Source organism: Nitrospirota bacterium, from assembly GCA_016194305.1.
In the GTDB taxonomy this organism is placed as follows: Bacteria; Nitrospirota; Nitrospiria; order JACQBW01; family JACQBW01; genus JACQBW01.
The window spans coordinates 38,826-64,811 of record JACQBW010000003.1; the positions used below are offsets into that span (position 1 = coordinate 38,826).

Sequence of the window (25,986 nt, forward strand, 5' to 3'; positions counted from 1 at the left end):
ACTTTATCATTCCTAATGGCACTTTCATTTGTGTTCCTCGCTATTGATGATCTGCCCTATTTTTATTCTGAATTTGGAGAAATGGCTTATCTTGCCCCTTTTTATTCATTATTTGCCGCATTATTGTTTTGGATTTTAAAATTGGCATACGATGGCAGAATATTTTTACCGACAACCTTAAGTGCAAAATTATTTGTGTTTTTTATAATTTGGATTCTGCTTTCTGGTGCACTAAACCTTTATGATGTGACAGGAATAGAAGTTAAAGGGAGATTGGGAATAGAAAAGTTAATTTTTCAACTAATAGTGGTCTTATTTGGTTTTATCGTTGCTATATTTATCTATAATGTACTAATTCTTACAAGAGAACCATTGGTCACCATACGGCGCCTGATTTTAATTTCATTCTTACTGGTCGGATCTTATTCAATTCTGGAATTATTTTATTTGGCGGGAAACGAACAGGCGTCTATCGTTCTGGAGAAATTAAATATGTTCATTCACGCTTCAAAAAATATCGAAAACTATAGTTACTTGTATCCCAATAGGGTTCGATCTGTCTCGTCGGAGTCTTCTTGGTTTTCGATGTATAGCGGATTTGCTTTCCCTTGGATAGTAAGTTATATGTTTACCAGACCAAAGAACTATATTATCTATCTCTTTCTAACTTCGTATTTCCTAATATTAATTATGTTTACATTTTCACGTACAGCTCTTGTCATTACGTTTTGTCAATTATCACTTATTATCTATGCCTTAATTAGAGAGAAAGTCAGAAAACTCAAACTTTTGTTTTACATGGCAATCTCCATTCTTATTCTAATCGGATTTGCATATACTTCTAACATAGGAAATCTTGCATTTACAGTAAATGATTTAGTCACAAGAATCATATCTCTGGACGCACCTTCAAATCTAGCCCGATTCGGCTCCCAGGTCGCAGCCTTGGAAATGGGAATGGAGAATCCTCTATTTGGTGTTGGATTGGGACAATATGGTTTTCACATGAGCGAGTTTGTTCCTGAATGGGCAAAAGCAAGCTCTGAAATCAGACTCTGGACAAATCCTGCAGTTGGTACTGCATGGCCTCCAATCCACAGCATCTATGTTCGACTTATCTGTGAAGTTGGTTTAATTGGTTTTCTAATTTGGTGTCTTGCCTGGTTCAATTTAATATATTCCTGTTATAAAACATTAAAATTATCTTCGATTTATATGATAGATGACAGGGAGCTGCATTTCCTCAGCATTTCACTTCTTGTGAGCATGGTCGGAGTGTTTCTGGCCGGTTTCAACTCGGATTCTTTTAGGTTTTTGGGATATTGGTATGTAATGGGAATTGGGTGGTCTTACAATTATTTAACTCAAGTCGATATCAAGAGAACTCTGGAACTAAAGCTATCTTAACCTAACTTCCTCAGATATTACTTAAGTTAAGAACATCCGATTGCTAAGCAATCGAAAGGAGAAATAATTTGGGAATGGAAGTACTAAAGAAAAAAGAAGAAATTGCCGCTGCTAGGATGAAACTGAGAGAAAGAGGACTATCCTTTATGAGCTCAGGTTTAAAGCGCTTCATTGATGCACTGGGACTATATAACAGTATCGTTATCGGAGACTTCATTAAAAGTTGGGATGTATTGAAGACTGCAAATTTTATTGAATCCAATGTGAAAAAAGAGATGGCGGTGCTAGATATTGGCGCATATGCCTCCGAGATATTATTTGTCCTGCGTGGTCTCAAATATACGAATTTAACAGGTATTGATCTGAATCCAAGAATAAAATCAATGCCATTTTCCGATACAATTCACTATGAGATATCTAATTTTATGAACACAAAGTTTAAAGACGACTCATTCGACGTAATCACTGCCATTTCGGTCATTGAGCATGGATTCAACTCTAGAGACCTCTTATCGGAAGTCTCTCGTCTGCTCAAGTCCGGTGGATATTTTGTTGCCTCTTTTGACTACTGGCCAAATAAATTAGACACCAATGGCATTAAAATGTTTGATATGGATTGGAAGATATTCTCTGAGGAAGAAGTTAAAGATATTATAGATGTTGGAAACCGGTTTAAATTAATTCCTTATGGAAATCTAGATTTTAGAGCGATAGATCAACCCATCAGTTGCGAAAATATGAATTACACGTTTGGTTGGTTGGTTCTGAGAAAAGTTCTTTAAAAGAAATAAAATTGGATTGCAGACGGAGTTGGTGTGAGAATCTTGCTTGTATCAGGATCCTTTCCTCCAATGAAATGCGGAGTGGGTCATTATACCTTCCATCTTGCCAATGCATTAGCTAAGAGCGGAAAAGTCACTGTTGGAATATTGACAGGTCAGGCGGCAGGTTCTAGCACACGCGATGTTGATTTTGAAATCATTCCGATTGTTGAAACATGGAAATTGACAGAAGCTAGAAAAATATTAAAGAAAATTCAATCGTGGCATCCAGATGTTGTTCATGTTCAATTTCCGACTCAAGGTTATGGAAACAGGGTATTGCCTTGGATCTTGACCATTTTTTTGCAAATTAAAAAGTTTCCTATGGTCCAGACTTGGCATGAATACTATTTAAAGGGAGGGAAACGAAATATTCTCAATGCTTTTACTTCCGGTGGTTTGATCGTAGTGAGACCAAAATATAAGGAGATGATGCCACGGTGGTACCGCAATCTTATAAAGCATAAGATCTACAAATTTATTCCAAACGCATCTGCCATTCCGGCCGTTCAATTGATCGATGTGGAGAAGGAGGCCATACAAATGAGCTACGCTAGAAAAGGAAAATCCATGATTGTCTACTTTGGTTTCGTTTTTCCTCATAAAGGAGTAGATACTTTATTTAAAGTGGCCAATCCCGAGAAACATCATCTTGTCTTCATTTGTGACCTAAAAGTTGGAGACTCTTATCAGGAGCGGCTTTTGGATACGATAAATAGTCCTCCATGGAAGGGGGCCGTCACTGTGACAGGATATTTATCAGATTCAGAGGTTGCTCGGATTTTAGCAGCGGCGGATGCCGTTGTACTCCCATTTCGCGAAGGTGCCGGAATATGGAATACTACAGTTCATGCGGCTGAAGCACAGGGCACCTTTATTTTGACAACTTCTTGCGATAAGACCCGAGGTTACAATGAAACAGAAAATATCTACTATGCGTTGCCTAATGATATAACAGATATGCAAAAAGCCTTGGATCTATATAGTGGCAGAAAGCGACAAACATCAAAATCAACAAAAACAATAGATTGGAACTATATTAGTAATGAACATTATAATTTTTATCAGGCATTATTAGATAGTAGTCATCCCTAGGCTAAATATGACGCAAATAAAACTTTCGATTTGCATACCTACCTATAATTTTGGAAATTTTATAGGCGAAACGCTTTCCTCTATTTTAGGACAAGTCAGTCAATATGTTGAGATTGTTGTTTTAGATGGAGGATCTACAGATAATACTCAAGAAGTAATTCAAGAATTTAAAAATCAATACCCTGAAATTCACTACATTCGATTCGATAAAAAGGGAGGCATAGATAAAGATCTATCTTTGTGCGTTGAGAATGCGAGAGGAGAATATTGCTGGTTAGTGTCAAGTGACGACATAGTCGAAACCGGAGCGATTTTAAGAATGCTCAATGAAATTGAGAGCGGACATGATGTCTATTTATGCAATAGATTGGAATGTGACATTAATCTCGTTCCCTATAGAAAGCGTCCTTGGTTATCCAATGGGATCGAAGACAGAATATTTGATTTTTCAAACGATACGGAATTAGCTAGTTATTTGGATGGATCCCAATCATTAGGAGCGCTTTTTAGTTATATGAGTTCAATCGTGGTAAATCGAAATAAATGGACAAGAGTGGGTTATAACGAGTTGTTTACGGGGAGTAATTACGCCCATGTCTTCAGGCTTTTTGAAATATTAAGAACTGGCGGCATTTTAAAATATATCAAAGATTCGCTCGTTAAATGCAGAACCGGAAACGATAGCTTTTTGGATCGTGGGATAATTCATCGATTTTTGATCGACTTAAAAGGGTATCAACTTTTGGCAGATGAATTATTTAATGCCAATCCTGTTTTGAAAAAGCAATTCATGTCAGTCATGCAACGTCAACATGCCTGGTACGGATTAATTCGCTTAAGGAGCGAGAATTCGAAAGCGGATCTATGGGGAGATTTAGAGAGAAGATTTCTTATTTTTGGTTATTCTAAGAAAAAACTGTCCATAATTAGAATTTTGGGATCCTATAGAATCGTTACTTTTTTTCTTCCTGTTATAAAGAAAATAGTTAATATTAAAAGAAAACTGATTTTTGATATTAGTGGGGGATAAGGAGAATACGCGATGCATCTAATACACAGGAATACCTGTAGGGTTTGCGGAATGCCAACATTGACGAAAGTAATAGATTTGGGTGAACAGCACTTGCAGGGTTCTTTTATTAAATTAGGAAAAGAAACTCCTCCTAACAGAAAAATACCGCTTGTTTTACTGCGTTGTGATCCGACGAAAAACGAAGGTGCGTGTGGACTACTTCAGCTGCAACATTCTGTCCCCCCCAAGATTCTTTATTCATCTTATTGGTACCGTTCAGGTACAAATCAAACGATGAGAGATCACTTGAAAGACATTTCCTACGAAGCGGCAACCCTGATCAATAAAAAGGACGCTCTGGTACTCGATATCGGATGTAATGACGGTACACTATTAAAGTTTTATCCGAAAACATATAAGAAATATGGCATCGATCCGTCTGATGTCGCTCAGGAAATTAGGGACGATATCAATGTGATCCAGGATACATTTCCTTCTGATGAGCTGAATAAGGAATGTGAGGGGAAACATTTCGACATTATTACCTCAATTGCAATGTTTTATGACCTGGAGGATCCGGTTTCATTTGTGAGAAATATTAAATCTTGTTTATCTAATGACGGTATATGGATTTTTGAAATGTCGTACATGCCCTCTATGTTAAAAATGAATTCGTATGACACGATTTGTCATGAACATTTGGAATATTACAGTCTGGCGGTTATCGAGAATATTTTAAAACGGGCTGAAATGAAAATGATAAAAGTGGATCTGAATGACATCAATGGCGGAAGTATTCGCTGTTACGCGACGCCAATAGGTAATTTCAAGTTTAAGAAAAATGAATATTTGCTAACTTTGGAAAGACTGCGCCAAGAGGAATTTGACCTGGAACTGGATACCGACAAACCCTACAAACATTTTCAAGAGAGGATAAACGTTCATCGGGAAGCACTTACTTTTCAGCTCAGAAAATTAAAGAGTGAGGGAAAAAAGATTCATGTTTACGGTGCATCAACCAAAGGAAACACTATATTACAGTGGTGTGGGATAAATAATGCGATAATTGATTTTGCGGCAGATAGGAATCCAGATAAATATGGTGCAAAAACACTTGGAACCGAGATTCCTATAGTCAGTGAAGCTGATTCAAGAGCTTTGAATCCAGACTATTATCTTGTATTGCCATGGCATTTTAAAAAGGAATTCTTGGAAAGGGAGAAAGAGAGCTTAGATAAGGGAATCGGAATGATTTTTCCATTACCTGCTATTGAAATTGTGAAAAAATAATGCTTTTCAAAATTTAGCGTTTTATTTTCGTAATCCGATATCTTTGCAGATACAGGGAATAAATTGGAATGTATATTATCCGTTTTTTAAAGACTGAAATCATTCTTTTGATTTCCTTTTTGTTTCGATCTTCGCTCTTAGAATATAAAAGATGAAAGAGTGTTTTATTAATGGTCGTTTTCTATCCAAACCGATAACTGGTGTTGAGCGATATGCTTATGAATTAGTCATTGCTTTGGATAAGCTATTGCAATCTGAAAAAATTGATCGAAATGAGTATACCCTTACTATACTTACACCTAACGTTCCCAGCAGTGGCATAAAATTAAAATATATAAAAATAAGACAGGTTGGAAATTTTTCCGGGAATTTATGGGAGCAAATTGAGCTGCCTTACTATTGTAAGGGCCAAGTATTATTTAATTTGTGTAATGCTGCTCCGCTATTTAAGAAAAAACAAGTGGTAACTATACATGACGCATCCGTTTTTGCCAATCAGGACACTTATTCTTTGAAGTTTAGGATATGGTATCAATTTCTTCTTAGGTCAATTGTTAAATGGTCTGCAGCTGTCATCACGGATTCGTTGTTTTCAAAAGATGAATTGATGAAATATTGTGGTGTCCCCAGAGAGAAAGTCCATGATATTTCACTGGGCGTCGATCACATTCTTTCTTTTAAATCGGATCACAGCATTCTTAGAAAATGGAATCTCGTAGAAAGCAGGTATATTTTGGCAGTTGGAAGTTCAAGCCCTAATAAAAATTTTGAATCGTTAGTAAAGGCCGCAAAGCTGCTAAATCTAAACGATATACCTATAGTTATAGCGGGAGGAACAAATGATAAGATATTTAATAATCAAAAAACAGATTATGCAATGAGTTGTATTCATGTTGGCTATGTAACGGATGGTGAGTTGAGATCTCTTTATGAACATGCCCTTTGTTTTGTATTTCCATCGCTTTACGAAGGGTTCGGATTGCCTCCATTGGAAGCAATGATGTGTGGATGTCCCGTAATCACCTCCAACGTCTCATCACTACCTGAAGTATGTCAAAATGGTGTTTTATATTGTGATCCGAACGATCTTAAGGATATTTCTGAGAAAATTTCGTCTGTTATTAAAGATGACGAATTAAGATCAAACCTAGTGGAACTCGGATTAATTCAATCAAAACAATATACCTGGGAATTATGTGGATTGAAGACGTTCGAAATATTAAGAGAAGTGATTAATTGAAAGTAGCGCTTGTCCATGACTATTTAAATCAGTTCGGCGGAGCTGAACGGGTTGTTGAGATTCTTCACGAAATGTTTCCAGATGCACCTATATTTACCTCTTTTTTTATTCCGGAAGATTTGCCTTCCGTATTTACCAAGCTGGATATTCGGGAATCGCTTATGCGGTATTTACCTTTCCTGAAACGGCATTTTAAGAAATATCTTTTGTTATACCCTAAAGCATTTGAAAGTTTCGACTTGGAGGGGTATGATCTTATTTTGAGCAGTAGCAGCGCATTTGCCAAGGGGATTATTATACCGAAAAATGCCCTGCATATCTGCTATTGCTACACCCCAATGAGATTTGTCTGGGACTATCATTCTTATATTGAAAAAGAAAAAATTGGTTCAACAATAAAAATGTTCTTGCCCTTCGCTATTCGCTATTTAAAGAAATGGGATCTTGCTTCCGTGAGAAATGTTCACCATTTCATTGCCATATCGGACCATATAAGAAAAAGAATAAGGAGATGCTATCAAATTGAATCAGAGATAATTTATCCGCCAGTAAATACTTCTAGTTTTGAGCTGGGAGACGATCAAGAAAGCTATTTTCTGATCGTTTCGAGATTAAATGCTTATAAGAGTATTGACATCGTAATCGAGGCATTCAACCAATTGGGACTCCCCCTGGTTATTGCAGGAGGCGGTCCTCAGAAAGAGGCATTAGAATCTATATCCAAACCGAACATCACTTTTCTCGGAAAGGTGTCAGAAGAAAGGTTGAAAGATCTTTATCGTAAATCCAAGGCCTTTATATTTCCCGGTGAGGAGGACTTCGGAATGGCTCCTGTCGAGTCCATGGCATCTGGCCGTCCCGTCATTGCTTTCGGAAAAGGGGGAGCACTTGAAACTATCATAGATGGAAAGACAGGAATTTTTTTTCAGGAACAAAATTCGGAATCAGTGATTGACGCAGTAAAACGATTTCATAAGATTTCATTTAACTCAATTGACATCAGAAAACATGCCAAGGCATTTGATAGCGCCCAATTTAGAGAGAGGATGAAGCAATTTATTAAAAACAAATACGATGCCTTTCAATCGGAATTAAAAAGCTCCTCTTCCCCATAACACAACAGGAATCGTTTTCAAAAATATCTCCATATCCAGTTTTAACGACCAGTTATCTATATATTTTAGATCTAGATTCATCCATTCTTCAAAATTGATGTTTCTATTTCTGCCGCTGATTTGCCAGAGGCAGGTGATTCCCGGTTTCATTGAAAGCTTTCTTTTCTGCCATCTTTTGTAATGAGCCACTTCCTCCGGTAGGGGAGGACGAGGTCCCACCAGGCTCATTTCACCCACAAGGACATTCCAAAATTGGGGAATTTCGTCCAGACTCGTTTTTCTTAACCATTTTCCCATCGAAGTAATTCGGGGATCATTTTTAATTTTAAAAACAGGGCCGTCCATTTCATTTAACACTGCGAGATCTCTCTTCTGTTCTTCTGCGTTGATGACCATTGACCTGAACTTATAAAGCCCGAAGTGGCGCCCGTTTCTTCCTACTCTTATTTGTTTGAAAAATACTGGACCGGGCGACGAGATCTTTATTAAAAAAACAATGATTCCATATATTGGAATCAGCGCAACAATTAGGAAAGTGGATACTATCACATCCATGATACGTTTAATGAGTAACAGAAATTCGTTATAAGGTACCGTTGAAAAAGTGAGGAGAGGAATGCCATGGAGATCCTCGAGATGCACTTTTGCGATCATGTGGGGAAAGAAATTAACCGCGACTCTGGCGTTAATTCCTTCTTCCTCGCAAATTAGAAACGACTCTTCCAGGTTCTCGAGCCTTTTCCTTGACACAGCAAATACCACTTCATCAATGACATGTTGATCAATAATCTTAGTCAGATCCTCAACAAGTCCAAGAACAGGAAGTCCCATTATCTTTGTAAAGCGAGCTGATGGAATATCTGAAACGAAGCCAATAAATTTCAATCCCCAGTGTCCATTTCTTTCTATGCTTTTAGCAATTTCTCGAGCTCTTTTTCCGGTACCAACAATAACGATCGCTCTAAAATTAAAACCCTTCTTGCGAACAATTCTAGCGATTTCACGTATTAGGATACGAGCCATAGATAATAATAGAAACGAAAAAAATCCGAATGTTAAGATGAGAAAGCGACTTGCTGAATGGGCTCTAATGGCAAATACGAGAAACCCAATAAATAGAGTTCCTATCGCTGAAGTAATAAAAATTAACCTAATTTCATGCAATAGAGTGCGGGTTCGCTGAGACTCGTAAAGGCGGGAAAAATAAAAGAGTAAAGACCATACCGGTAAAATAATAAGCAACAACCACGTTTGATTATAAAAAGGATCTGTAATGCCAATTGTTTTTATGAACGAAGAATTTCTAAAGAGGTAAGATAGATAGAAACTCAGAAGAAGAATGGTTTGATCCAAAAAATAAAGCAAGAAAGATACAAGGCGAGTTTTTTGTCGCAGCATTTATGTCCAAGCGAAACAAGTTAGGAAATTTAGGGATAGATGAGTTAGATTAAACCGTTCGTCTGAGTTTGGCCGAATGATTTTATGAGTTCTCAGTTTTAGCAAATTCAATGACTTATGGATAGCTATTCTTAAGGTTTTAACCGTGGCACATTCGCATAAATGTTACGACAAAGTATGACCTGTCTATTTATTGACAGTTTACCATAAATATATTTTATGTTAGTGACAAAAATTGTCAATTGAAATTATTATTTCTCTTCTTTAAAATAACTTCCAGTCACTCTTCGTTCATGATCTATCAATAAAATTTAACCTTCACGCGTTACGGAAGGGCCTTCTTTGTTCCGGATGTATTACAGAGGCGTCTTGAGAGATACACGAGGACAGGCCATGTTCGAGTACCTTCTCCTTACTTTATTTACTCTGGTTGCGATATATGGTTTGGAAATTTCATTTAAAGATATTTTGGCACCGGCATTCAAAAGGTTTACAGCCGTAGTCCGATGGCCAATACCTTAAAATTAAAGGAGTACTTTATGTTTAGAAAATTGGGTCAAAGAGGGCAGGGAATGACCGAATACATTATTATTCTGGCGATGGTCGCCGTCGGAGCAATTGTAGTTTTTAAACTGTTAGGCGCCGTCATTCGGGAAAAAGTTTCACAGGTGGGTACATCCATTTCAACCGGCAAACCTTCGGTCAAAGAAGGGAAGGAGAAAATGGACAATCCTGATAAGGGGCTGGACAATAAATTCTACGGCCGCGATTAAAGACCGACTGATGATAAAAGGCTAATTGCTGCGTTCTCGTCCCTCAGCCTCTTCAACGTACTTAAGATGTACGCCTCAGTCGCCTTCGGAACTGTGGCCTTGCACTTAACCGTTTCTCATCAGTCAGATACGGGAATATCGATGTTTTTATCAGTGCAGAACAGAAAAGGTGCAGTTTTAGCAGAGTGGATCATTGTATTTCCCCTTCTTTTATTCCTTTTCCTCGGAATAGCTCAGCTTGGGTTTATCATGAACGCCAAGAATACAGTTACTTACGCGGCCTATTCCACCGCCCGCGTTCTTCTTACAAGAGGCAATCCAGCCCATTTTGGACAGAATCTCGAAGAGGAAGGGAGAAAATCAGCAGCGCTTGTCTGTATCGGGATTACCGGTATGGAAAACGTCACTCCCTATCTGCCGTCATCCGATCCCGATATTATCCATATTGCCAGCCGATATGACCAGGACGAAAGGTCTCATGCCGATTTCTTACAGAGATACTCTGCGGCACTTGATAAAACGCGTCTTAATATCCTTGAAATTAGGGAAGTTAACGACTTAATTAAAGTAAAAGTTGAAGTATTATATGACTATGAGCTCGATTTTCCGATTGTAAACCAGTTCATTGCAAGAGTATTTTCTGAGTTTTCCAGGTATGGCTATCCTCACATTACCCTCCGATCGACCGTTTCCCTGGGATAATCATGGAATGTGGCAATCAAAAAGGCTCCATCTTCATTTTTTCACTTTTTACCATTTTGGTATTAACGGGATTTTTGGCGATCGTGGCAAATGGCGGATATCTCATCACCAACAAAATACAGATACAAAATGCAGTTGACTCCGCTGCCTACTCAGGTGCTGTTGTTCAGGCAAGAGGATTAAACACGCTTTCGGCTTTAAATCAAACACTCGCAAATGTGGATTCGGTTTATCAGAAAGCTCTTTTCGCCTGGACGTCGGCTGTCCTGGCAGACGAAGGAGAGCCTGAAGGTCCAGCTCAAACCTTTTGGCGATCGATCTACGAGAAACCCTTGAGGGCCATCTGTTCCCCTGAATATCTTCGAAAAATTTATTGTATCGAGTCGAGAATTGTCTCCCGATTTAATGATCGTGTTAGAAGTGAAAAATGCCATTCAGGTAATTTATCTTCAGATCATAGAAGTGTCGTAGCAGGGGAGTCCGAATCAATGGGAATAGCAAATCTGGGTCCCCTTGAGGTGCAAAATCTCCCATTTGCTGATTTCAGTGCCTGGTCGATGAATTTTGATCAAGGGAGCAAAAAACCAGGACTTTCTGTAGAGATTAATTCCGAAAGTGCAAAACATTTGACTGGAGCCGGTGCGAATGAGGTTTCAATCGGAATTGTCTGTGACATTCCGGCGCGGTGGGGTCTGAAACCGGACTTTAATAAGAGTCAATATGTATTGAGCAGCGCAACCACGCCGGAAAAACAGGGACTTTATTTTTCGTATTATTTCGGAAGCGGAAATAAGTCTTATGCGATAGCCAAGGCCAAGCCATTCAGGAAGAACATGACTAGTCTTGAACTTCTGACCAGCGATTGGAACGCGCGACTGGTACCAATCAATGCCTCGCGTGAAGATGAAGAAACCTTTCAAAGATTCAGACGATCCACGGAAGGAAAAGAGTTAGGGTTTCAACAAGTGCCGACCGGTCCTCTATTGCACTGATGTGATCGGTAAGAGGTGAGGTGTCTGGTGTGAGAATTAAAAGAGATTTTTGTAATGAGCGGGGAATTGCGACAACGGAGTTCATCATAGTGAATCTGGTCTTTGTCATCTTTCTTGCCGGTTTTATGTTAATCGGGAACACCATATTAGCTAAAATGAAATCTTTGATCCTGGTCCGGAACATTGCTTTTAACCAGAATGATGGACTTGAAGAGATGAATTCGATTCACCATTCGGACGTGATTCAAGCAAGTAAGACGCCGTCCATCCTGCTAGATCGATGTCTTCGGCCTTATTTTGGGGTAAAAAAATCTAGAATTATTTCAGAGGCTCAAACTGAAGTGTCTACTCCGTTCAATGACTGGATTCCCCACAGAATTATATCGGATCAATATCACCTGGCTACCGATACCTGGAAAGCCCAATCATCACTGGCGATCGGCGTCCTGGTGGCAAGTTGTTCTGATTAAATTAACAGTGAGTCCCTAGAATAAAACAATGACGAATCCAACATTAAAAAGGCTGTTTCCTCTTATTGTTTCGATTGGTGCAGGACTCCTGGCCGTGGCACTCCTTCAGATTTATTTGAAAAAGGAACGAAACAAGATGGATGAAGCGGAAAAACTGTTCGCAGTAGCCATGATAAATACCGACCTGCCGGCCGGGACCACAATTGAAGAATCGTTTTTTGAAAAAAAAGAAATCCCAAAGAAATATTTCCATGAAAAAGAGGTACTTTTTTCGGATCTTTCTCAAGTTATGGGACAGCCGCTTAGGTATCCGGTAAAAAATGGCGAGACGCTTCTCTGGACCGGTATTAGCGGAAAACGGGACAATGCACTATCAACCCTTCTGGAGAAAGGAAAACGAGCTCTGACGCTGGGAGTAGATGAAATTACTTCGGTCTCAGGGCTCATTCAGCCAGGTGATCACGTCGATATTTTAGGAACATTTTTTGTCGGGAGCCTTCAAAAAGAAGGTTTTTCTCTAAATCAGGGAGAGGCAACAGTCATGCTTCAGCAAAACGTTCTTGTTTTGGCGGTTGGAACGGAACTTCATCTTCGAAAGAATGGAAATGGGGATGAAAACAACGGATACAGCGGGTTGACAGTGGCCGTGACTCCTGAAGAGGCCGGTCACTTGATTCTCGCTCAAAATCGAGGAAAACTGATGCTGATACTGCGCCATTTCGGGGACACTGAGGTAATTTCCGACATTCCCAGGGTGACCTACGATGAAATTCGATTGGGAAAGGAAGTTCGTTATCTCTCGAAGGAGCGGAATCAAAAAATTATTGAAATCCCGCTAGAGAATTCCAAGAAGAGAAAGTAGCGTTGCAATATGGGATATTTGATCTCAGCGTTGGGCCTGACATTGTCCTGCATTCTGCTTCTCCTACATACAGGATTTGCGAAAGAGATTATTGAAATAGATCAGACTGCTCCGACATTGTCCTATATCCCAAAATCGGAATCGATCGAATCCGGAAAAGCGCTTGAGATATCGATTCAGGCAACTGACAATCAGAATGTAAAAAGGGTGACCCTCTTTTATCGATTGATCAGCAACGGAGAATATCATTCCGCTGAAATGATCAGAACTGACCAAGATCATTATGCCTACGTTATTCCGGGCGATGAAATTTACGGAGAAAGACTTGAGTACTATTTTACTGCAGAAGATAACGCCGGGAATAGAACCATGAAAGGATTTTCTGCAACTCCTCTTTTATTGTACCTGGTTCCGGTTGGAAAAAATTCAAATAAGAAGATAGTCCCTGTCCAATCAGCTCGTCATTCCCTGGTTACTGCGTCGTATTCAAACAATGCGCTTGTATTCACATTTGGAGAGTCCTTGATTCGATTAGCCGATCAGGGCAATCAATTAAATGTACCGTCCTATTATTACGGTGCAGAAGGCCAATTTCCCTACAAATCGGGATTTGAATTCGACATTGGTTTAAACGGAACTCACTCTGACTCAATCAAAATGAATTGGGTGGTTTACCAGAACCAAAGCGGGACATTGTACGAATCTCTTGACACCTTTTCCGTTTACGCTGGTCAAAGATTTTGCCAAAAGGAAACATCATTTCTGATAGGGGTCAACTATCTGACCGCTCGAATCAACGATAGAAATCTCTTAAATTCCAGCGGATTTCGTATTACCCGATTTGCCGATGAAAATTATAATCAAACTGGAGCAATCCTTGGAATTGGTTGGCATTACCCGGTCTCCAGTCATTTCTATGTAGGCATTGATCCGAAACTTAATATCTATTTCACAGGTCAATTGAATAGTCTGAGTTTTCCTATCGAGATTCGCTATGAATTCTAGAAAGAAACCCCTTTTGTTCCTTACATTGTTATTGCTGGGAATATCCAGTTCTGCTTTCGGCGCGGATGTCACTCTCAGCCAGGGTGAAAAAGTTAAGATTCCTTTTGATAATCTCCAAAGAATTATTGTGGCCGACGAAAAGGTGATCCAAGTAACGGTTCAATATTCGGAAAAAAAGATTGAAATAACAGGATTGGAGGAGGGAGAAAGCGAGCTTTCGTTTTTGGCTCCAAGTGGAGGTAAGAAGACTCTATTGGTTGAAGTGTTGAAAAAGACAAAATCTTTTAGAAAAAAGGCTCAAAGAAAAGAGATAAATCGGGAACCCAAATTTAGAGAAATCGAGACAGAAATTCGAAACCAGGCAAGAACGATCCCTTTTTCGGTTCAGGTTACGGAGGAAAACATTACTCTTAAAGGGGAAGTTTATGACAATGCTTCCAGATCTAATCTGGAGCACATTGCCTCCACATATGGGAAGAAAGTAGTAAATCTGGTCAATGTGGTTCGTCCTATGGTCGAAATGGATGTAAAAATCGTACAGGTTGATCAGGTCGAAGGAGACTCGTTCGGAGGTAATCTTTTAAAAAATCTCGGATTAACTACGGATATGGGTTTCGCAACCGACATTAAGCCGCATCTTTCACTTGCCACGCAAGTACAATCTTCCCTTAACCTGCTGGTTAATCATGGCAAGGCAAAAGTCCTTTCAGAGCCCCACCTCTCTTGCAGAACCGGAGATCATGCCACCTTTCACTCGGGAGGTGAGATCGGATTCAGGGTTTCAGGAGTTGGACATTCGAGTGTTAAATTTAAGGAGTACGGTCTGATTCTTCAAATTGAACCTAATATAGTTGAACAGGGGAAGATAGAAAGCCACATCACTATTGAGATTAGTGCACCTACCAGTTCACCGACCTCATCTCAGGATATCGGGTTTACGAAATTTAACGCAGATTCCCATATCGTCAGCAGGCCGAATGAGACGATCATCATTGCAGGCCTTGCGGAGAATATTCAACATCATTTTCAGGAACAAACTCCTCTTCTAGGAAATATCCCGGTTTTAAGTCTCTTTTTCAGCGAAAAACAGGATCAACATTCACGGCGGGATCTTCTTATGATCGTCACTCCGACTTTTACGAAAGTCGAAAGAATTGAAGATTACGAACCTGCTTCTGTTATACAGAAAGAAGGTCTCGAAAAAGAAATAAATGGAGATATTTCGGAGATTGAACCCTGATGCCCTATGTTCGAGTATTAAACCGTAGCGTCGAAATTCATAAAGACCCTTTTTTGATAGGAAGATCTCCTGACGGCGATTTGGTTCTGCCGGAAGCGTCTGTCTCCAGGAAACATGCCCAGATTATTGTCTTCAATGGAAAGTATTTTCTTGAAGATCTAAAAAGCAGATCAGGGATAAAGATAAATGACCTTGTTGTTGCCAAGGGTGAATTGAGAGACGATGATCAAATTACGATCGGACCATTTAACCTCATTTTCTCCTTGCATTCTGAAAGCAGTTCCCCCAGACACGCGGAAGATGAAATTTATGCTTTAAAAAAAGAATTTCACAGGGAGTTGTTTAATCAGATTGATGTTAAAAAAATATCGCTGGAGTTCCATTCTGACGATGATATCAGAAAAATGACCAAATCGGCACTGGAAGTAATTATTCAAAATAATCAAGAGAGGATCCCAAAAAGTGTTGACGTTGATCATTTTGTGAAAGAACTTATGGATGAAATACTGGGACTCGGACCCATAGAGCCCTTTCTGTCAGATCCCGAAATAACTGAGGTGATGGTCAATGGTTCAAATCAGATTTATATCGAAAAAAAAGGGAAATTGATCCTGACAGGAAAGAGATTTATGGGAGACGAACAGGTTCGAACCGTCATTGAACGGATCGTTCATCCGATTGGCAGAAGAATCGATGAGAGCTCTCCAATGGTTGATGCGCGTTTAAGAGACGGCAGCAGAGTGAATGCCATTATCCCTCCGCTTTCCTTAAATGGTCCCATAATAACGATTCGAAAGTTTCCTCCCACTCAAATGGGGGAGGAACAATTAACCAAAAACGAATCGCTCACCAAGAAAATGTTAGAGTTTCTTAAGTTTTGCGTTTCCAACCGAATGAATATCTTGATTTCCGGTGGAACCGGATCAGGAAAGACGACACTATTAAATGTTTTGTCCGGATTCATTCCGTCCGGAGAACGGATCGTCACGATTGAAGATTCTGCGGAGTTGAGGCTAGCTCAACCCCATGTGATATCTCTTGAGACCCGTCCAGCGAATATGGAAGGGAGGGGATTAATAACGATCCGGGACCTTGTTCGAAACTCTCTTCGAATGCGTCCCGACAGAATCGTAATTGGTGAGTGTCGTGGCGGAGAAGCGTTTGATCTGCTTTCGGCAATGAATACCGGCCATGATGGATCCCTCTCCACCATTCACGCAAATTCCCCCCGCGATGCCCTTTCACGGTTTGAAACTCTAGTTTTAATGGCGGGCATGGATCTTCCCTCTAGAGCAATTCGTCAGCAAATTGCCTCTGCGGTTCAAATTATTATTCAGCAATCCAGATTCTCAGACGGCTCAAGGAAAATAACCCATATTGTTGAAGTGACGGGAATGGAAGGAGAGACTTTTACACTGCAGGAAATATATCGCTATAAGCGGGAAGGGTGGCACGAAGATGGAAAGCTGAAAGGTCGATTTGAATCATCTTCATTAATGCCATTGCTTTGTACTCGCCTTCGAAATGAAGGACATCACATTCCGACTGAATGGTTTGAAAATTAAGTTCACTATTATCGAAATAAATAATCGAGTGCAATTCCAATAAATATAAAAGTTCCGAAGAGTCCATGGTTTTTAAAGAGTTTAAACGCAATTTCGGGAGCTGTATTTCTTTTTAGTTGGTAGACCTGAACAGAAATAAAGATTCCCGTGATCAACAGACTGATAAAATACAGCGTGTGCAAGTGAGCAAGAATGCCCGTCCACAAGAGAAATAAGAGGAAAGAAATACAAGAAAGTCCGAACGCAAGCCAAACATATTGGCCAAACAAGATAGCCGTTGATTTCACACCGATCCTCATATCATCTTCCCTGTCCATTAAAGCGTATATCGTGTCATAGGCAAGAGACCAAAAAATGTTTGCGGTAAAGATCAATAGGGGAGTGAATTCGATCTTGTCCTTAACCGCCACCCACGCCATGATGACGCCCCAACCAAAACTGATTCCGAGTACCAGTTGGGGAGTTGAAATAATTCTCTTGGTAAAGGGGTAAACGATGGCAAGGAAAATTCCGATCACACTTAATAGAATCGTAAATGGGTTGAGCATCATGACCAGAAGAAAAGCGAGAACGGAGAGGATGGCAAACAGGATGACGCCTTCTTTTACAGTAACCTCGCCGCTTGCGATGGGTCTGGCCTTCGTTCTCTGAACCTGGGGATCAATTTTCCGGTCCGCAATATCATTGATCACACAACCTGCGCTTCGCATGAGAAAAGAGCCTATGGTAAAGATGGCAAGCAATTTGATGGAAGGCTTTCCGTCACTTGCAATCCAGAGCGACCAAAGCGTTGGCATTAATACGAGAACGGTGCCTACCGGCCGATCGAACCGAATGAGCCTCAGATACACGTTAAACTTGTGACGTGTGAGCCAGATCAAATTTAAACTACAGGTTTAGGAGGCGAGGTGAAAACACCTCGTAAATCGAAGCGAGGAATTGTTGTGGAGAAGAAAGTCTGTAATGACGATACCATAGTGTCGTATCCACGGACACTTTGAATTCTCGCGATAGGTCTCTGGATTGGATCGTGCCGAATCCAAGTTTATCTTTGACGGAAGGGATTTTCATTTTTTCAATTAATTCGCCGATGGAAAATATTTGCGATAGTAACGCTTCATGCACAGAAGGATTCAGGCTTTGTAGAGGGAGGAAAGAGCATGCATAGACCAGCTTTTCCCCTTCCTGACTGAGAATCCAGATCTCCCTTTGCAATCCCTTTTCAGGATCTTTAAGGTCAAGAAACCGAACGAGTTGAGGGTCGGCTTCATAGAGTCCCTGTCGGATCACGTCAATGTGGACTGGAGCGGTCAAAAGTGCTTGAAGTGTGGAGGTGAGGGTTCCGCCTCCCGTCAGAAAAATTCGGTGAAATGAGCTAATCGGTAAATGTTTTGAACCGTCTGCGAAAGAAGCGATACTCTCCCATTTTTCAGAATGGGGGAATTGAACAATTTGTTCCATTTTGATAGAATACAAAACGAGATATGGCATGTCAATGACTGATTGGTCGACGAATTGAATCGGGGCTTTCATGAAAAATGATAGCCCTTGACATTATTTATAACCTATTGTATTTTATATTCAATTTTAAATCTGGGCCGAGCAGGATTGTTAAATGAGAAAAGCGGACATTACGACAGAACTATTTGAAAAGATAGGCGTCTCTAAAAAGGAGGGTGCCGAAATTCTTGAAATCATACTTTCGACCGTCAAGGATGTCCTGAAAAAAGGTGAAGTTGTTAAAATAGCCGGATTTGGAAATTTTGTCGTGAGGCAAAAAAAGGAAAGAAAAGGACGAAATCCGAAGACGGGACAAGAGATTGGCATTACGCCACGAAAAGTCGTTACTTTTAGACCGAGTCAGGTTTTCAAAAAATATGTTAACGACCCCGCCAATATCACCAAGAATGAAGAATCCGATACGATCTTAAAAGGGGAGCAGGATAATAATATCACTTTGTAAAAAGTCGGTATGAAAAAAGAGCCCAGCAAGATTCAGATAAGGAAATCCGATTCCAAAAAAGTCGTAGGCCGGAAAATGACGGGCCATGCCAAAATGTTTTATAAAATTGGTGAGGTAAGCAAATTAACCGGACTCGAATCGTATGTGCTTCGATTTTGGGAAAATGAATTTACTCTCCTCCATCCAAGAAAGAATGATGGAGGTCAAAGAGTCTATCTTCAGAAGGATATTGAGTTGATTTTGAAAATAAAGAAAATGCTCTATGAAGAAGGGTATACCATAGCGGGAGCAAAGAAGGTCCTAAAGCAGTTTCCCGGTCAAATCACTTCTGATTTGCCTTTAGGCCGCATTCAGAAGGAACTTAGAGGTATTCTTGAACTCTTACATTAGAGAGCTGAAAAAGTATTAGTAATTCCGGTTTGTCAAAAAATCCCATCTGCAAGGCCGCAGTTTTGACGGTGCACGTTGGCACGAAAAAGTGTCAACAAGATCGTGCACGGGCGCGAGGAGGTGAGCGCCCTGGATCAGCTAAGGCGTACTTTTAATGTACGTTGAAGATGACCGAGAAACGAGAACGAAGCAGATGGACTTTTTTACAGACCTGCCCGAAAATCGGGGCGTGGCGCAGCCCGGTAGCGCACTCGCTTGGGGTGCGAGGGGTCGAAGGTTCAAATCCTTTCGCCCCGATCAAATAGGTGAAGCATCAGGGGTAACCTGTTGTTAAAGCCTAGTTTCAGCTTTTAGTTTGCCCCAACTGAAACAGAGGGTCCCGCTCTTAAGGCGGGACTTTTTTTTGGGATCTTCAATATGGATATACTAGTCTCAAACGACGACGGGATTCACTCGCCGGGAATTCACATGCTTGCCACGGCACTGCAGGAACTGGGAAATGTCTATGTCGTTTCGCCTGATCGGGAACGAAACGCTGTAGGCCACGCTCTCACACTTCATAAGCCGCTCAGAGTCGAAGAGATAAAAAAAAATTATTTCAGCGTTAACGGAACTCCTACCGATTGTGTCAACTGGGGTGTTCTCCATCTTTTGAAGACTCCTCCGGCCCTCCTTGTTTCAGGCATCAATAAAGGGGCAAATCTGGGGGACGATGTCACCTATTCCGGTACCGTTTCCGCCGCATTTGAAGGGACGCTTCTCAAAATTCCCTCTATGGCGATTTCCCAAATGGGTCCTCCTCCCTATGAATTCAAGACAGCCGCCCATTTTGCAGTTAAAATTGCGAAAATGGTCCTGTCTCAGGGCCTTCCTCCCGATATTTTATTGAATGTCAATGTTCCCAATCTTCCGATCGAAAAGATGGGTAAGATAAAATGTGTTGGCCTGGGAAGAAGAGTTTTCGAAGATAATGCCATTATCGAAAAGGAAGATCCACGGGGACGTAAATATTTCTGGATTGGCGGAACTCAAATTCTCTGGGAAAAGAAGCGGGGCACGGATAACGAAGCAATTTCAAATCATCAAATCTCCGTGACGCCTCTCCACCTAGATCTGACCCACTATGAATTCTTAAAGAAAATGGAAAGCTGGGAAACACGCCTGAATTCAGAATGAGAAAACGTTTTGCATTTCATTGATAACCTCCTCAGTTTTTTAAGCCAGATAATCCTCTGGATGATTAACAGTTATGGCTATGCGGGAATTCTCCTGGCGATGGTTATTGAAAGCGCCTGCATTCCTCTCCCCAGCGAAATCATCATGACCTTTGCCGGATTTTTGGTCTCGGAAGGGACTTTTTCGCTGGCCGGCGTCACGTTGGCAGGTGCGGCTGGAAATCTGATCGGCTCGTGGATTGCCTATTTTCTGGGCCGTTTTGGGGGAAGAGGGTTTTTGGAACGATATGGAAAATACTTTTTCATTTCCGAAGCAGAATTGAAGAAGGCCGACAGATGGTTTTTAAAGTATGGAGAAGCGACCGTTTTTGTCACACGGATGCTTCCCCTGGTTAGAACTTTTATCTCTCTTCCTGCCGGCATTTCCAAAATGAATTTCTTCAGATTTTCGATTTACTCTTTTGTGGGGTCGATCCCCTGGTGCCTCGGTCTTGCCTATGTCGGTAAAGTGTTGGGAAACCATTGGAGACAATTGGGTCCCTACTTTCATCAATTTGATTTTATCGTCGTGATCGGCCTGGTTCTCTTTATTTTCTGGTTTAAGAAAATGTATAACATGAAAGATACCAATGAACTCCACGATTAGACTTTTTAATTCTTTCAGCCGTCAAAAAGAAATCTTCAATCCCATCGTATCGGGTCGGGTGCGGATGTACGTCTGTGGCGTGACGGTCTACGATCATTCTCACATGGGTCATGCGCGAAGCGCCGTGGTGTTTGATATGATCAGACGATATTTTAAATTCAGAGAGTATACCGTTGAATTCGTCAAGAATTTTACGGATATTGACGACAAGATTATCAAGCGGTCTCAGGAAGAGAAGATTCCCTGGGTAGAGCTGACCCAAAAATACATTACCGAATACCATCTTGATATGAAGCGCTTAAACGTTGAGACTCCTACCGAGGAACCGAGAGCCACGGAATATATTCAGGAGATGATTGGATTGATTCAACGCCTGATTGAAAAGGGATTTGCCTATCTTTCGGAGGGAGACGTCTATTACCGGGTGGTTTCATTTAAGCCGTACGGACGACTTTCAAAAAGAGATCTTTCACTGGAATCGGCCGGCACGCGCGTTGAAATCAGCGAATTAAAGGAAAATCCCCTTGATTTTGTCCTTTGGAAATCTTCCAAACCTGGTGAACCCTGGTGGGACTCCCCCTGGGGAAAGGGGAGGCCGGGATGGCATATTGAGTGTTCGGCGATGGCGATGAAACTTTTGGGCGAAACGATCGATATTCATGGAGGGGGTGAAGACCTGCTTTTTCCGCATCATGAAAATGAGGTCGCCCAGAGTGAAGGCTCAACCGGCAAGAAATTCGTGAATTACTGGATTCATAACGGATTTGTAACGGTGAACCAGGAAAAAATGTCGAAATCTCTGGGGAATTTTTTCACGATTAAAGAGGTTTTTGATTCTTATCTTCAGAAGCAATATGATCCTGAGGTAATCGGAGAATTCATCCGATATTTTCTTTTATCGACGCACTATCGCCAGCCTGTCCAGTTTTCTGATCAAGCAATTGAAGAAGCAAAAAACGCTCTTGATCGATTTTATGACTTATTGAAAAGGTGTAAAGAACCTTCGGATAAGGAGAGTAGTGAGAAAGTTAATCTTGATAAAATCATTTCTATGGCGCGAGAACAATTTATAGAATCCATGAATGATGATTTTAATACTCCTGAGGCTTTAGCAACGTTACATACCTTTCGAAATGAAATTAATAAGCTATACAAATCGTCAATCGCCAATGACGATTCCGGTTATATCTTCAGATATTTTAATGAATTAGGAACGGTTCTTGGTTTGTTTTCCGTTTCTCCAAAGAACTGGCAGTTTGGTCTCAGACCCATTCCAGTTCCAGTCGTTTCACAAGATTTGCCGATCTCTGCAAATAAAGGTTCAAATGATCAAGTCCTTTATCAATCTGGAATGCAGCCTGTTTTTTTCCCTTTTAGTGATCAGGAAATTGAAAGATTGATCAAGGAAAGGTTAGATGCAAAAAATAAAAAAGATTTTAAAACTGCGGACAAAATTCGTGATGATCTAAAAAATAAAGGAATATCTCTTGAAGATACTCCAAATGGAAAAACGACTTGGAAAAGATAAAAGGAAAAGAGAATGTCGTCATCGGAGTCCATCCGATGCTAGAAGCGCTCAAGGCGAAGGGGAGATCCTTCACCCTGATTTATATTCAAAAGGGAAAAAATGAAAGCGCGATTCACGATATGGTTCAGTTGGCAAAAGAACAGAATATCCGCCTGACTTACGCTTCGAAAGAAATTCTCGATCAAGTTTCCGGCACATTGAAACATCAGGGAGTGGTTGGTCTTGGCGGGTCAAAGCGTTATCATACGATCGATCAGCTTCTGGAATATTCGAAAGAGACCGGAGAGGAACCATTCTTTTTTATTCTGGACGAACTTGAAGATCCGAGAAATCTGGGTGCGATTATTCGTACCGCGGAAGGTGCGGGGGTTCATGGCATTATCATCCCCATTCGACGATCAGCAGGAATTACTGAAACAGTTGCAAAAACCTCCGCGGGAGCCATAGAATATGTCCGGGTCGCCCAGGTTGTCAATATAGTCCAAACGATTGAATTTCTAAAAAGCCGGGGTATCTGGATCTACGGACTGGAAGGTGAAGCAAAGACTTCCTACGATCGACTCGATTACAGGACGCCGGTTGCATTTGTGTTAGGGGGAGAGGGAAAGGGTTTGCGCCAGCTTGTTCGGCAGAACTGTGACATGACCGTTTCATTGCCAATGAGGGGTAAAATTCAATCTTTAAATGTTTCAACCACTGCGGGGATTATCGCCTATGAAGCCCTCCGCCAGAGAATGAAAGCGACGAAACATGCTTAATGAACTCAGCGATAAGTTAAACGCGATCTTCAAGAAAATCCGGGGAGTGGGTGTTTTAAGAGAAGAGAACATCACCGAAGCGCTCAGAGAAGTCCGACTGGCCCTTCTTGAAGCCGATGTTCATTTTAAGGTGGTGAAAGGTTTTGTCGATTCAGTCAAAGAGAAGGCCATAGGCCAAAAGGTCATGGAAAGTCTGACTCCGGGTCAGCAGATGATCAAAATTGTCTATGATGAGCTGGCTCAATTGTTGGGTGGACAACAGGCAAAAATTCCGATGTCTTCCCGTCCTCCCACCCGATTCATGCTGGTCGGTTTGCAGGGAGCGGGGAAGACGACGACTGCCGGAAAGCTGGCCTTATTCTACAAGAAAGAGGGAAAACGAGTCCTCTTGGTTCCGGCAGACCCCTATCGTCCCGCCGCGAAATCCCAGCTGGAGTTTCTTGGAAAACAGATCGACGTTACGGTTGATTCGTCGGACCTGAACGAACCCGTCCTGATCGTGGCCAATGCCATAAAAAGAGCGGAAAGAGAGGGTTTTGAACTCGTCATTATCGATACGGCGGGCCGGCTCCAGATGGATGAAGCCCTGATGATGGAGCTTCAGGAAATAAAAAAACTTGCCCAACCTGATGAAATTCTGATGGTGGCTGACGGAATGATCGGCCAGGAAGCGGTCAAAGTCGTGGAAGGTTTTCATCAAAGGTTAGGGGTGACCGGAATTATTTTAACTAAAATGGAAGGGGATGCAAGAGGCGGTGCGCTCCTTTCGATGAAACAGGTCACCGGAATGCCAGTACGATTTATGGGGACTGGCGAAAAGCTGGAAATGCTGGAATTTTTTTATCCTGACCGGATGGCTTCACGAATTCTTGGGATGGGCGATGTGCTTTCACTTATTGAACTGGCCCAGGAGAATTTTGACAAGAGCGAGGCTGAAAACGTCGCCAGGAAACTTCAGACCAATCAGTTCACTCTGTCCGATTTTAAAGAGCAGATCAAACAGTTTAAGAAACTCGGTTCGATTGAAAAAGTCCTTTCCATGATTCCCGGAGCCGGACAATTGAAACTCAAAGGGGATATGGCGATGCCTGAAAAGGAATTTGTAAGAATTGAAGCGATAATTGATTCAATGACCCTGAAGGAGCGTGACAATCCCGGAGTGATCAACGGCTCAAGGCGGAAGCGTATTGCGAAAGGAAGCGGAACTTCCGTTCAGGAGATCAACAAGCTTCTCAAGCAGTTTATGGAAGCAAAGAAAATGATGAAAACCTTAAGCGGCAAGGGCGGAGCGAGAAATCTATGGCGTTCAATATCTTCAATGAAAGGTTAAAGTCTTTATTTGACTTTACTTCAGACGGAGTGATTATTCTCGATCATGCGATGAAAATCGTCGAGATTAATCCCGCGGCCGAAGCCATGACCGGTTGGAAGGCATCTGAAAGAAGAGGGTCTCCATTTCCGTATGAAAAACTGATTTCCCTGGATCCCGCCCAAAAAAAAGAAACAGGCGTTGACCTCTTTAATACGGCCGAGAGCCGCCATGACCTGGAAATGGAAGTGACCCTTCTTCATGGCAATAAACTTCATCTTCCCGCGACCAGCTTTCCGATTTCCGGTGAAGGAGGGGAGCAATTTTTTGGTTTGATCCTTGAAAATATCTTAATGAAAGAGGGGGTTGTTGAGAATTTAATCCGACAGGAACGATTGGACGAGATGACCGGCCTCCTCCATAAGGACTATTTTCAACAGGTCTCAGGGGATGAAATAAGAAGAATGAACAAGAACGGTGGAACCCTCGGAGCAATTCTGATTCAAATCAAGAATCTGGACAAGATCCGGGAGAAGTTTGGCTCCGTCAAAGGAAGCGAAACGATCAAAAAGGTGGGAAGCCTGGTTAAGGGCAATTCCAGAGATATCGACCTGGTCTGCCGTTATGACGAAAACGAGTTTCTGGTCCTGCTCATTAATTCGGATACTGCCAAAATGAGTATCATTCTAAGGCGGCTCAAAGAAAAACTGGTTCATTCGAATAAAAGCGCCCATTTTCCTGCTCCGGTTCGGATCCGGTTGGGAAACGTGCTCGTGAATGACCACTATGAGGAAATCTTTAAAGCGGTTAAACTCTCGCTTGATAAATTTGTATAACAAGGTTATAATCATTGTTTTTGAAAATAAGGGAATAATCTTTTTCAAAGAAATCGGGAAAAGCAAACGAGACGGCGCCGGAAGGCAGTCCTAGACGGGGGGTAAAAGAGTGGCAGTAACGGTTAGATTATCAAGGGCGGGAAGGCACAAGAGGCCTTTTTTTAGAATTGTGGCAACAGATTCCAGATCTCCGAGAGAAGGAAGATTTCTTGAGGTGTTAGGGACTTACGATCCTTCGAAAAAAGAAGAAAATTGCCTGGTTAATGCTGAGAAAGTCCAATATTGGTTGGGTCAAGGGGCTACCATTTCCGACACCGTCAAGAGCCTTTTGCAAAAGAAAGGTTTATTTAAAAAAGCATAACGTTTCAGTTGAATGCCAACATCATCCGGGGAG

The 25,986-nt window shown here is 41.2% G+C and carries 27 protein-coding genes and 1 tRNA gene; 25 read left to right on the forward strand and 3 right to left on the reverse strand.

All coding sequences use genetic code 11. The features are described 5' to 3' along the window. Positions 1 to 15 precede the first annotated feature (15 nt). From HY200_00745 to HY200_00775, 7 genes are all read left to right on the forward strand, one after another. Positions 16 to 1,407 carry an O-antigen ligase family protein gene (locus HY200_00745; protein ID MBI3593465.1) on the forward strand — a complete coding sequence of 464 codons (1,392 nt, stop codon included), beginning with the start codon at positions 16 to 18 and terminating at the stop codon, positions 1,405 to 1,407. 68 nt (positions 1,408 to 1,475) lie between these two features. Beyond that, entirely contained in the window at positions 1,476 to 2,189 is a 714-nt protein-coding gene (locus tag HY200_00750; GenBank protein ID MBI3593466.1) for a methyltransferase domain-containing protein, read from the forward strand. A 69-nt stretch (positions 2,190 to 2,258) separates the two neighbouring features. Then, the gene (locus HY200_00755) at positions 2,259 to 3,323 is read left to right on the forward strand and encodes a glycosyltransferase family 4 protein (GenBank protein MBI3593467.1); all 1,065 of its coding nucleotides are present in this window, start codon (positions 2,259 to 2,261) and stop codon (positions 3,321 to 3,323) included. Between the two features lie 7 nt (positions 3,324 to 3,330). Next, positions 3,331 to 4,353: a glycosyltransferase family 2 protein gene (locus HY200_00760; GenBank protein MBI3593468.1), complete on the forward strand. Its 1,023-nt coding sequence runs from the start codon at positions 3,331 to 3,333 to the stop codon at positions 4,351 to 4,353. Positions 4,354 to 4,365: 12 nt separating this feature from the next. Beyond that, on the forward strand, positions 4,366 to 5,625 hold the full coding sequence (locus HY200_00765; GenBank protein MBI3593469.1) for a class I SAM-dependent methyltransferase: 1,260 nt from the start codon (positions 4,366 to 4,368) through the stop codon (positions 5,623 to 5,625). A gap of 151 nt (positions 5,626 to 5,776) precedes the next feature. Next, positions 5,777 to 6,865 carry a glycosyltransferase family 4 protein gene (locus HY200_00770; GenBank protein ID MBI3593470.1) on the forward strand — a complete coding sequence of 363 codons (1,089 nt, stop codon included), beginning with the start codon at positions 5,777 to 5,779 and terminating at the stop codon, positions 6,863 to 6,865. Then, positions 6,862 to 7,980, forward strand: coding sequence for a glycosyltransferase (locus HY200_00775; GenBank protein ID MBI3593471.1), 1,119 nt, complete (start codon positions 6,862 to 6,864; stop codon positions 7,978 to 7,980). Before HY200_00770 ends, HY200_00775 begins: the two co-directional genes overlap by 4 nt. On the opposite strand, the gene HY200_00780 is transcribed toward HY200_00775, so the two are convergent. Then, positions 7,957 to 9,378: a sugar transferase gene (locus HY200_00780; GenBank protein MBI3593472.1), complete on the reverse strand. Its 1,422-nt coding sequence runs from the start codon at positions 9,376 to 9,378 to the stop codon at positions 7,957 to 7,959. The genes HY200_00775 and HY200_00780 overlap by 24 nt on opposite strands. 539 nt (positions 9,379 to 9,917) lie before the next feature. Here HY200_00780 and HY200_00785 point away from each other — a divergent pair. The 8 genes from HY200_00785 (at position 9,918) to tadA (ending at position 16,987) form a co-directional block, all read left to right on the forward strand. Then, positions 9,918 to 10,151 (forward strand): hypothetical protein, encoded by a 234-nt coding sequence (locus tag HY200_00785; protein MBI3593473.1) that lies wholly within the window; start codon positions 9,918 to 9,920, stop codon positions 10,149 to 10,151. Positions 10,152 to 10,292: 141 nt separating this feature from the next. Beyond that, positions 10,293 to 10,853 carry a pilus assembly protein gene (locus tag HY200_00790; GenBank protein MBI3593474.1) on the forward strand — a complete coding sequence of 187 codons (561 nt, stop codon included), beginning with the start codon at positions 10,293 to 10,295 and terminating at the stop codon, positions 10,851 to 10,853. Positions 10,854 to 10,855: 2 nt separating this feature from the next. Then, positions 10,856 to 11,845, forward strand: coding sequence for a Tad domain-containing protein (locus HY200_00795; GenBank protein MBI3593475.1), 990 nt, complete (start codon positions 10,856 to 10,858; stop codon positions 11,843 to 11,845). A gap of 29 nt (positions 11,846 to 11,874) precedes the next feature. Beyond that, positions 11,875 to 12,315 carry a hypothetical protein gene (locus HY200_00800; protein ID MBI3593476.1) on the forward strand — a complete coding sequence of 147 codons (441 nt, stop codon included), beginning with the start codon at positions 11,875 to 11,877 and terminating at the stop codon, positions 12,313 to 12,315. A gap of 28 nt (positions 12,316 to 12,343) precedes the next feature. Further along, positions 12,344 to 13,177 carry a Flp pilus assembly protein CpaB gene (gene cpaB / locus HY200_00805; GenBank protein ID MBI3593477.1) on the forward strand — a complete coding sequence of 278 codons (834 nt, stop codon included), beginning with the start codon at positions 12,344 to 12,346 and terminating at the stop codon, positions 13,175 to 13,177. 9 nt (positions 13,178 to 13,186) lie between these two features. Next, positions 13,187 to 14,182, forward strand: a complete 996-nt coding sequence (locus HY200_00810; GenBank protein ID MBI3593478.1) for a hypothetical protein — start codon at positions 13,187 to 13,189, stop codon at positions 14,180 to 14,182. Continuing rightward, positions 14,172 to 15,422: a pilus assembly protein N-terminal domain-containing protein gene (locus HY200_00815; GenBank protein ID MBI3593479.1), complete on the forward strand. Its 1,251-nt coding sequence runs from the start codon at positions 14,172 to 14,174 to the stop codon at positions 15,420 to 15,422. Before HY200_00810 ends, HY200_00815 begins: the two co-directional genes overlap by 11 nt. Next, positions 15,422 to 16,987 carry a Flp pilus assembly complex ATPase component TadA gene (tadA, locus tag HY200_00820; GenBank protein ID MBI3593480.1) on the forward strand — a complete coding sequence of 522 codons (1,566 nt, stop codon included), beginning with the start codon at positions 15,422 to 15,424 and terminating at the stop codon, positions 16,985 to 16,987. Before HY200_00815 ends, tadA begins: the two co-directional genes overlap by 1 nt. 8 nt (positions 16,988 to 16,995) lie before the next feature. Here tadA and ubiA read toward each other — a convergent pair whose 3' ends face one another. Then, a complete protein-coding gene (gene ubiA, locus HY200_00825; GenBank protein MBI3593481.1) occupies positions 16,996 to 17,865 on the reverse strand; it encodes a 4-hydroxybenzoate octaprenyltransferase in 870 nt (289 codons plus the stop codon). A gap of 10 nt (positions 17,866 to 17,875) precedes the next feature. Beyond that, entirely contained in the window at positions 17,876 to 18,520 is a 645-nt protein-coding gene (locus HY200_00830; GenBank protein ID MBI3593482.1) for a DUF98 domain-containing protein, read from the reverse strand. Positions 18,521 to 18,602: 82 nt separating this feature from the next. Here HY200_00830 and HY200_00835 point away from each other — a divergent pair, with 82 nt between their 5' ends. The 10 genes from HY200_00835 to rpsP all read left to right on the forward strand — a co-directional run bounded on the left by HY200_00835 (position 18,603) and on the right by rpsP (position 25,953). Next, positions 18,603 to 18,950 carry an integration host factor subunit alpha gene (locus HY200_00835; GenBank protein MBI3593483.1) on the forward strand — a complete coding sequence of 116 codons (348 nt, stop codon included), beginning with the start codon at positions 18,603 to 18,605 and terminating at the stop codon, positions 18,948 to 18,950. Positions 18,951 to 19,025: 75 nt separating this feature from the next. Further along, positions 19,026 to 19,340, forward strand: a complete 315-nt coding sequence (locus HY200_00840) for a MerR family transcriptional regulator (protein MBI3593484.1) — start codon at positions 19,026 to 19,028, stop codon at positions 19,338 to 19,340. A gap of 223 nt (positions 19,341 to 19,563) precedes the next feature. Next, a tRNA-Pro gene (locus tag HY200_00845) sits at positions 19,564 to 19,637 on the forward strand. 120 nt (positions 19,638 to 19,757) lie between these two features. Next, complete coding sequence (gene surE, locus HY200_00850; protein ID MBI3593485.1) at positions 19,758 to 20,516, forward strand: 5'/3'-nucleotidase SurE; 759 nt, start codon at positions 19,758 to 19,760, stop codon at positions 20,514 to 20,516. A 60-nt stretch (positions 20,517 to 20,576) separates the two neighbouring features. Further along, positions 20,577 to 21,161, forward strand: a complete 585-nt coding sequence (locus tag HY200_00855; protein ID MBI3593486.1) for a DedA family protein — start codon at positions 20,577 to 20,579, stop codon at positions 21,159 to 21,161. Beyond that, positions 21,145 to 22,689 carry a cysteine--tRNA ligase gene (locus HY200_00860; protein MBI3593487.1) on the forward strand — a complete coding sequence of 515 codons (1,545 nt, stop codon included), beginning with the start codon at positions 21,145 to 21,147 and terminating at the stop codon, positions 22,687 to 22,689. The genes HY200_00855 and HY200_00860 overlap by 17 nt, the downstream gene beginning before the upstream one ends. Positions 22,690 to 22,724: 35 nt before the next feature. After that, positions 22,725 to 23,447 (forward strand): 23S rRNA (guanosine(2251)-2'-O)-methyltransferase RlmB, encoded by a 723-nt coding sequence (gene rlmB, locus HY200_00865; protein MBI3593488.1) that lies wholly within the window; start codon positions 22,725 to 22,727, stop codon positions 23,445 to 23,447. Then, positions 23,440 to 24,777: a signal recognition particle protein gene (gene ffh, locus HY200_00870; protein MBI3593489.1), complete on the forward strand. Its 1,338-nt coding sequence runs from the start codon at positions 23,440 to 23,442 to the stop codon at positions 24,775 to 24,777. Before rlmB ends, ffh begins: the two co-directional genes overlap by 8 nt. Beyond that, positions 24,747 to 25,592 (forward strand): diguanylate cyclase, encoded by an 846-nt coding sequence (locus tag HY200_00875; protein MBI3593490.1) that lies wholly within the window; start codon positions 24,747 to 24,749, stop codon positions 25,590 to 25,592. Before ffh ends, HY200_00875 begins: the two co-directional genes overlap by 31 nt. Before the next feature lie 109 nt (positions 25,593 to 25,701). Continuing rightward, a complete protein-coding gene (gene rpsP / locus HY200_00880; protein ID MBI3593491.1) occupies positions 25,702 to 25,953 on the forward strand; it encodes a 30S ribosomal protein S16 in 252 nt (83 codons plus the stop codon). The last annotated feature ends 33 nt before the right edge of the window (positions 25,954 to 25,986 follow it).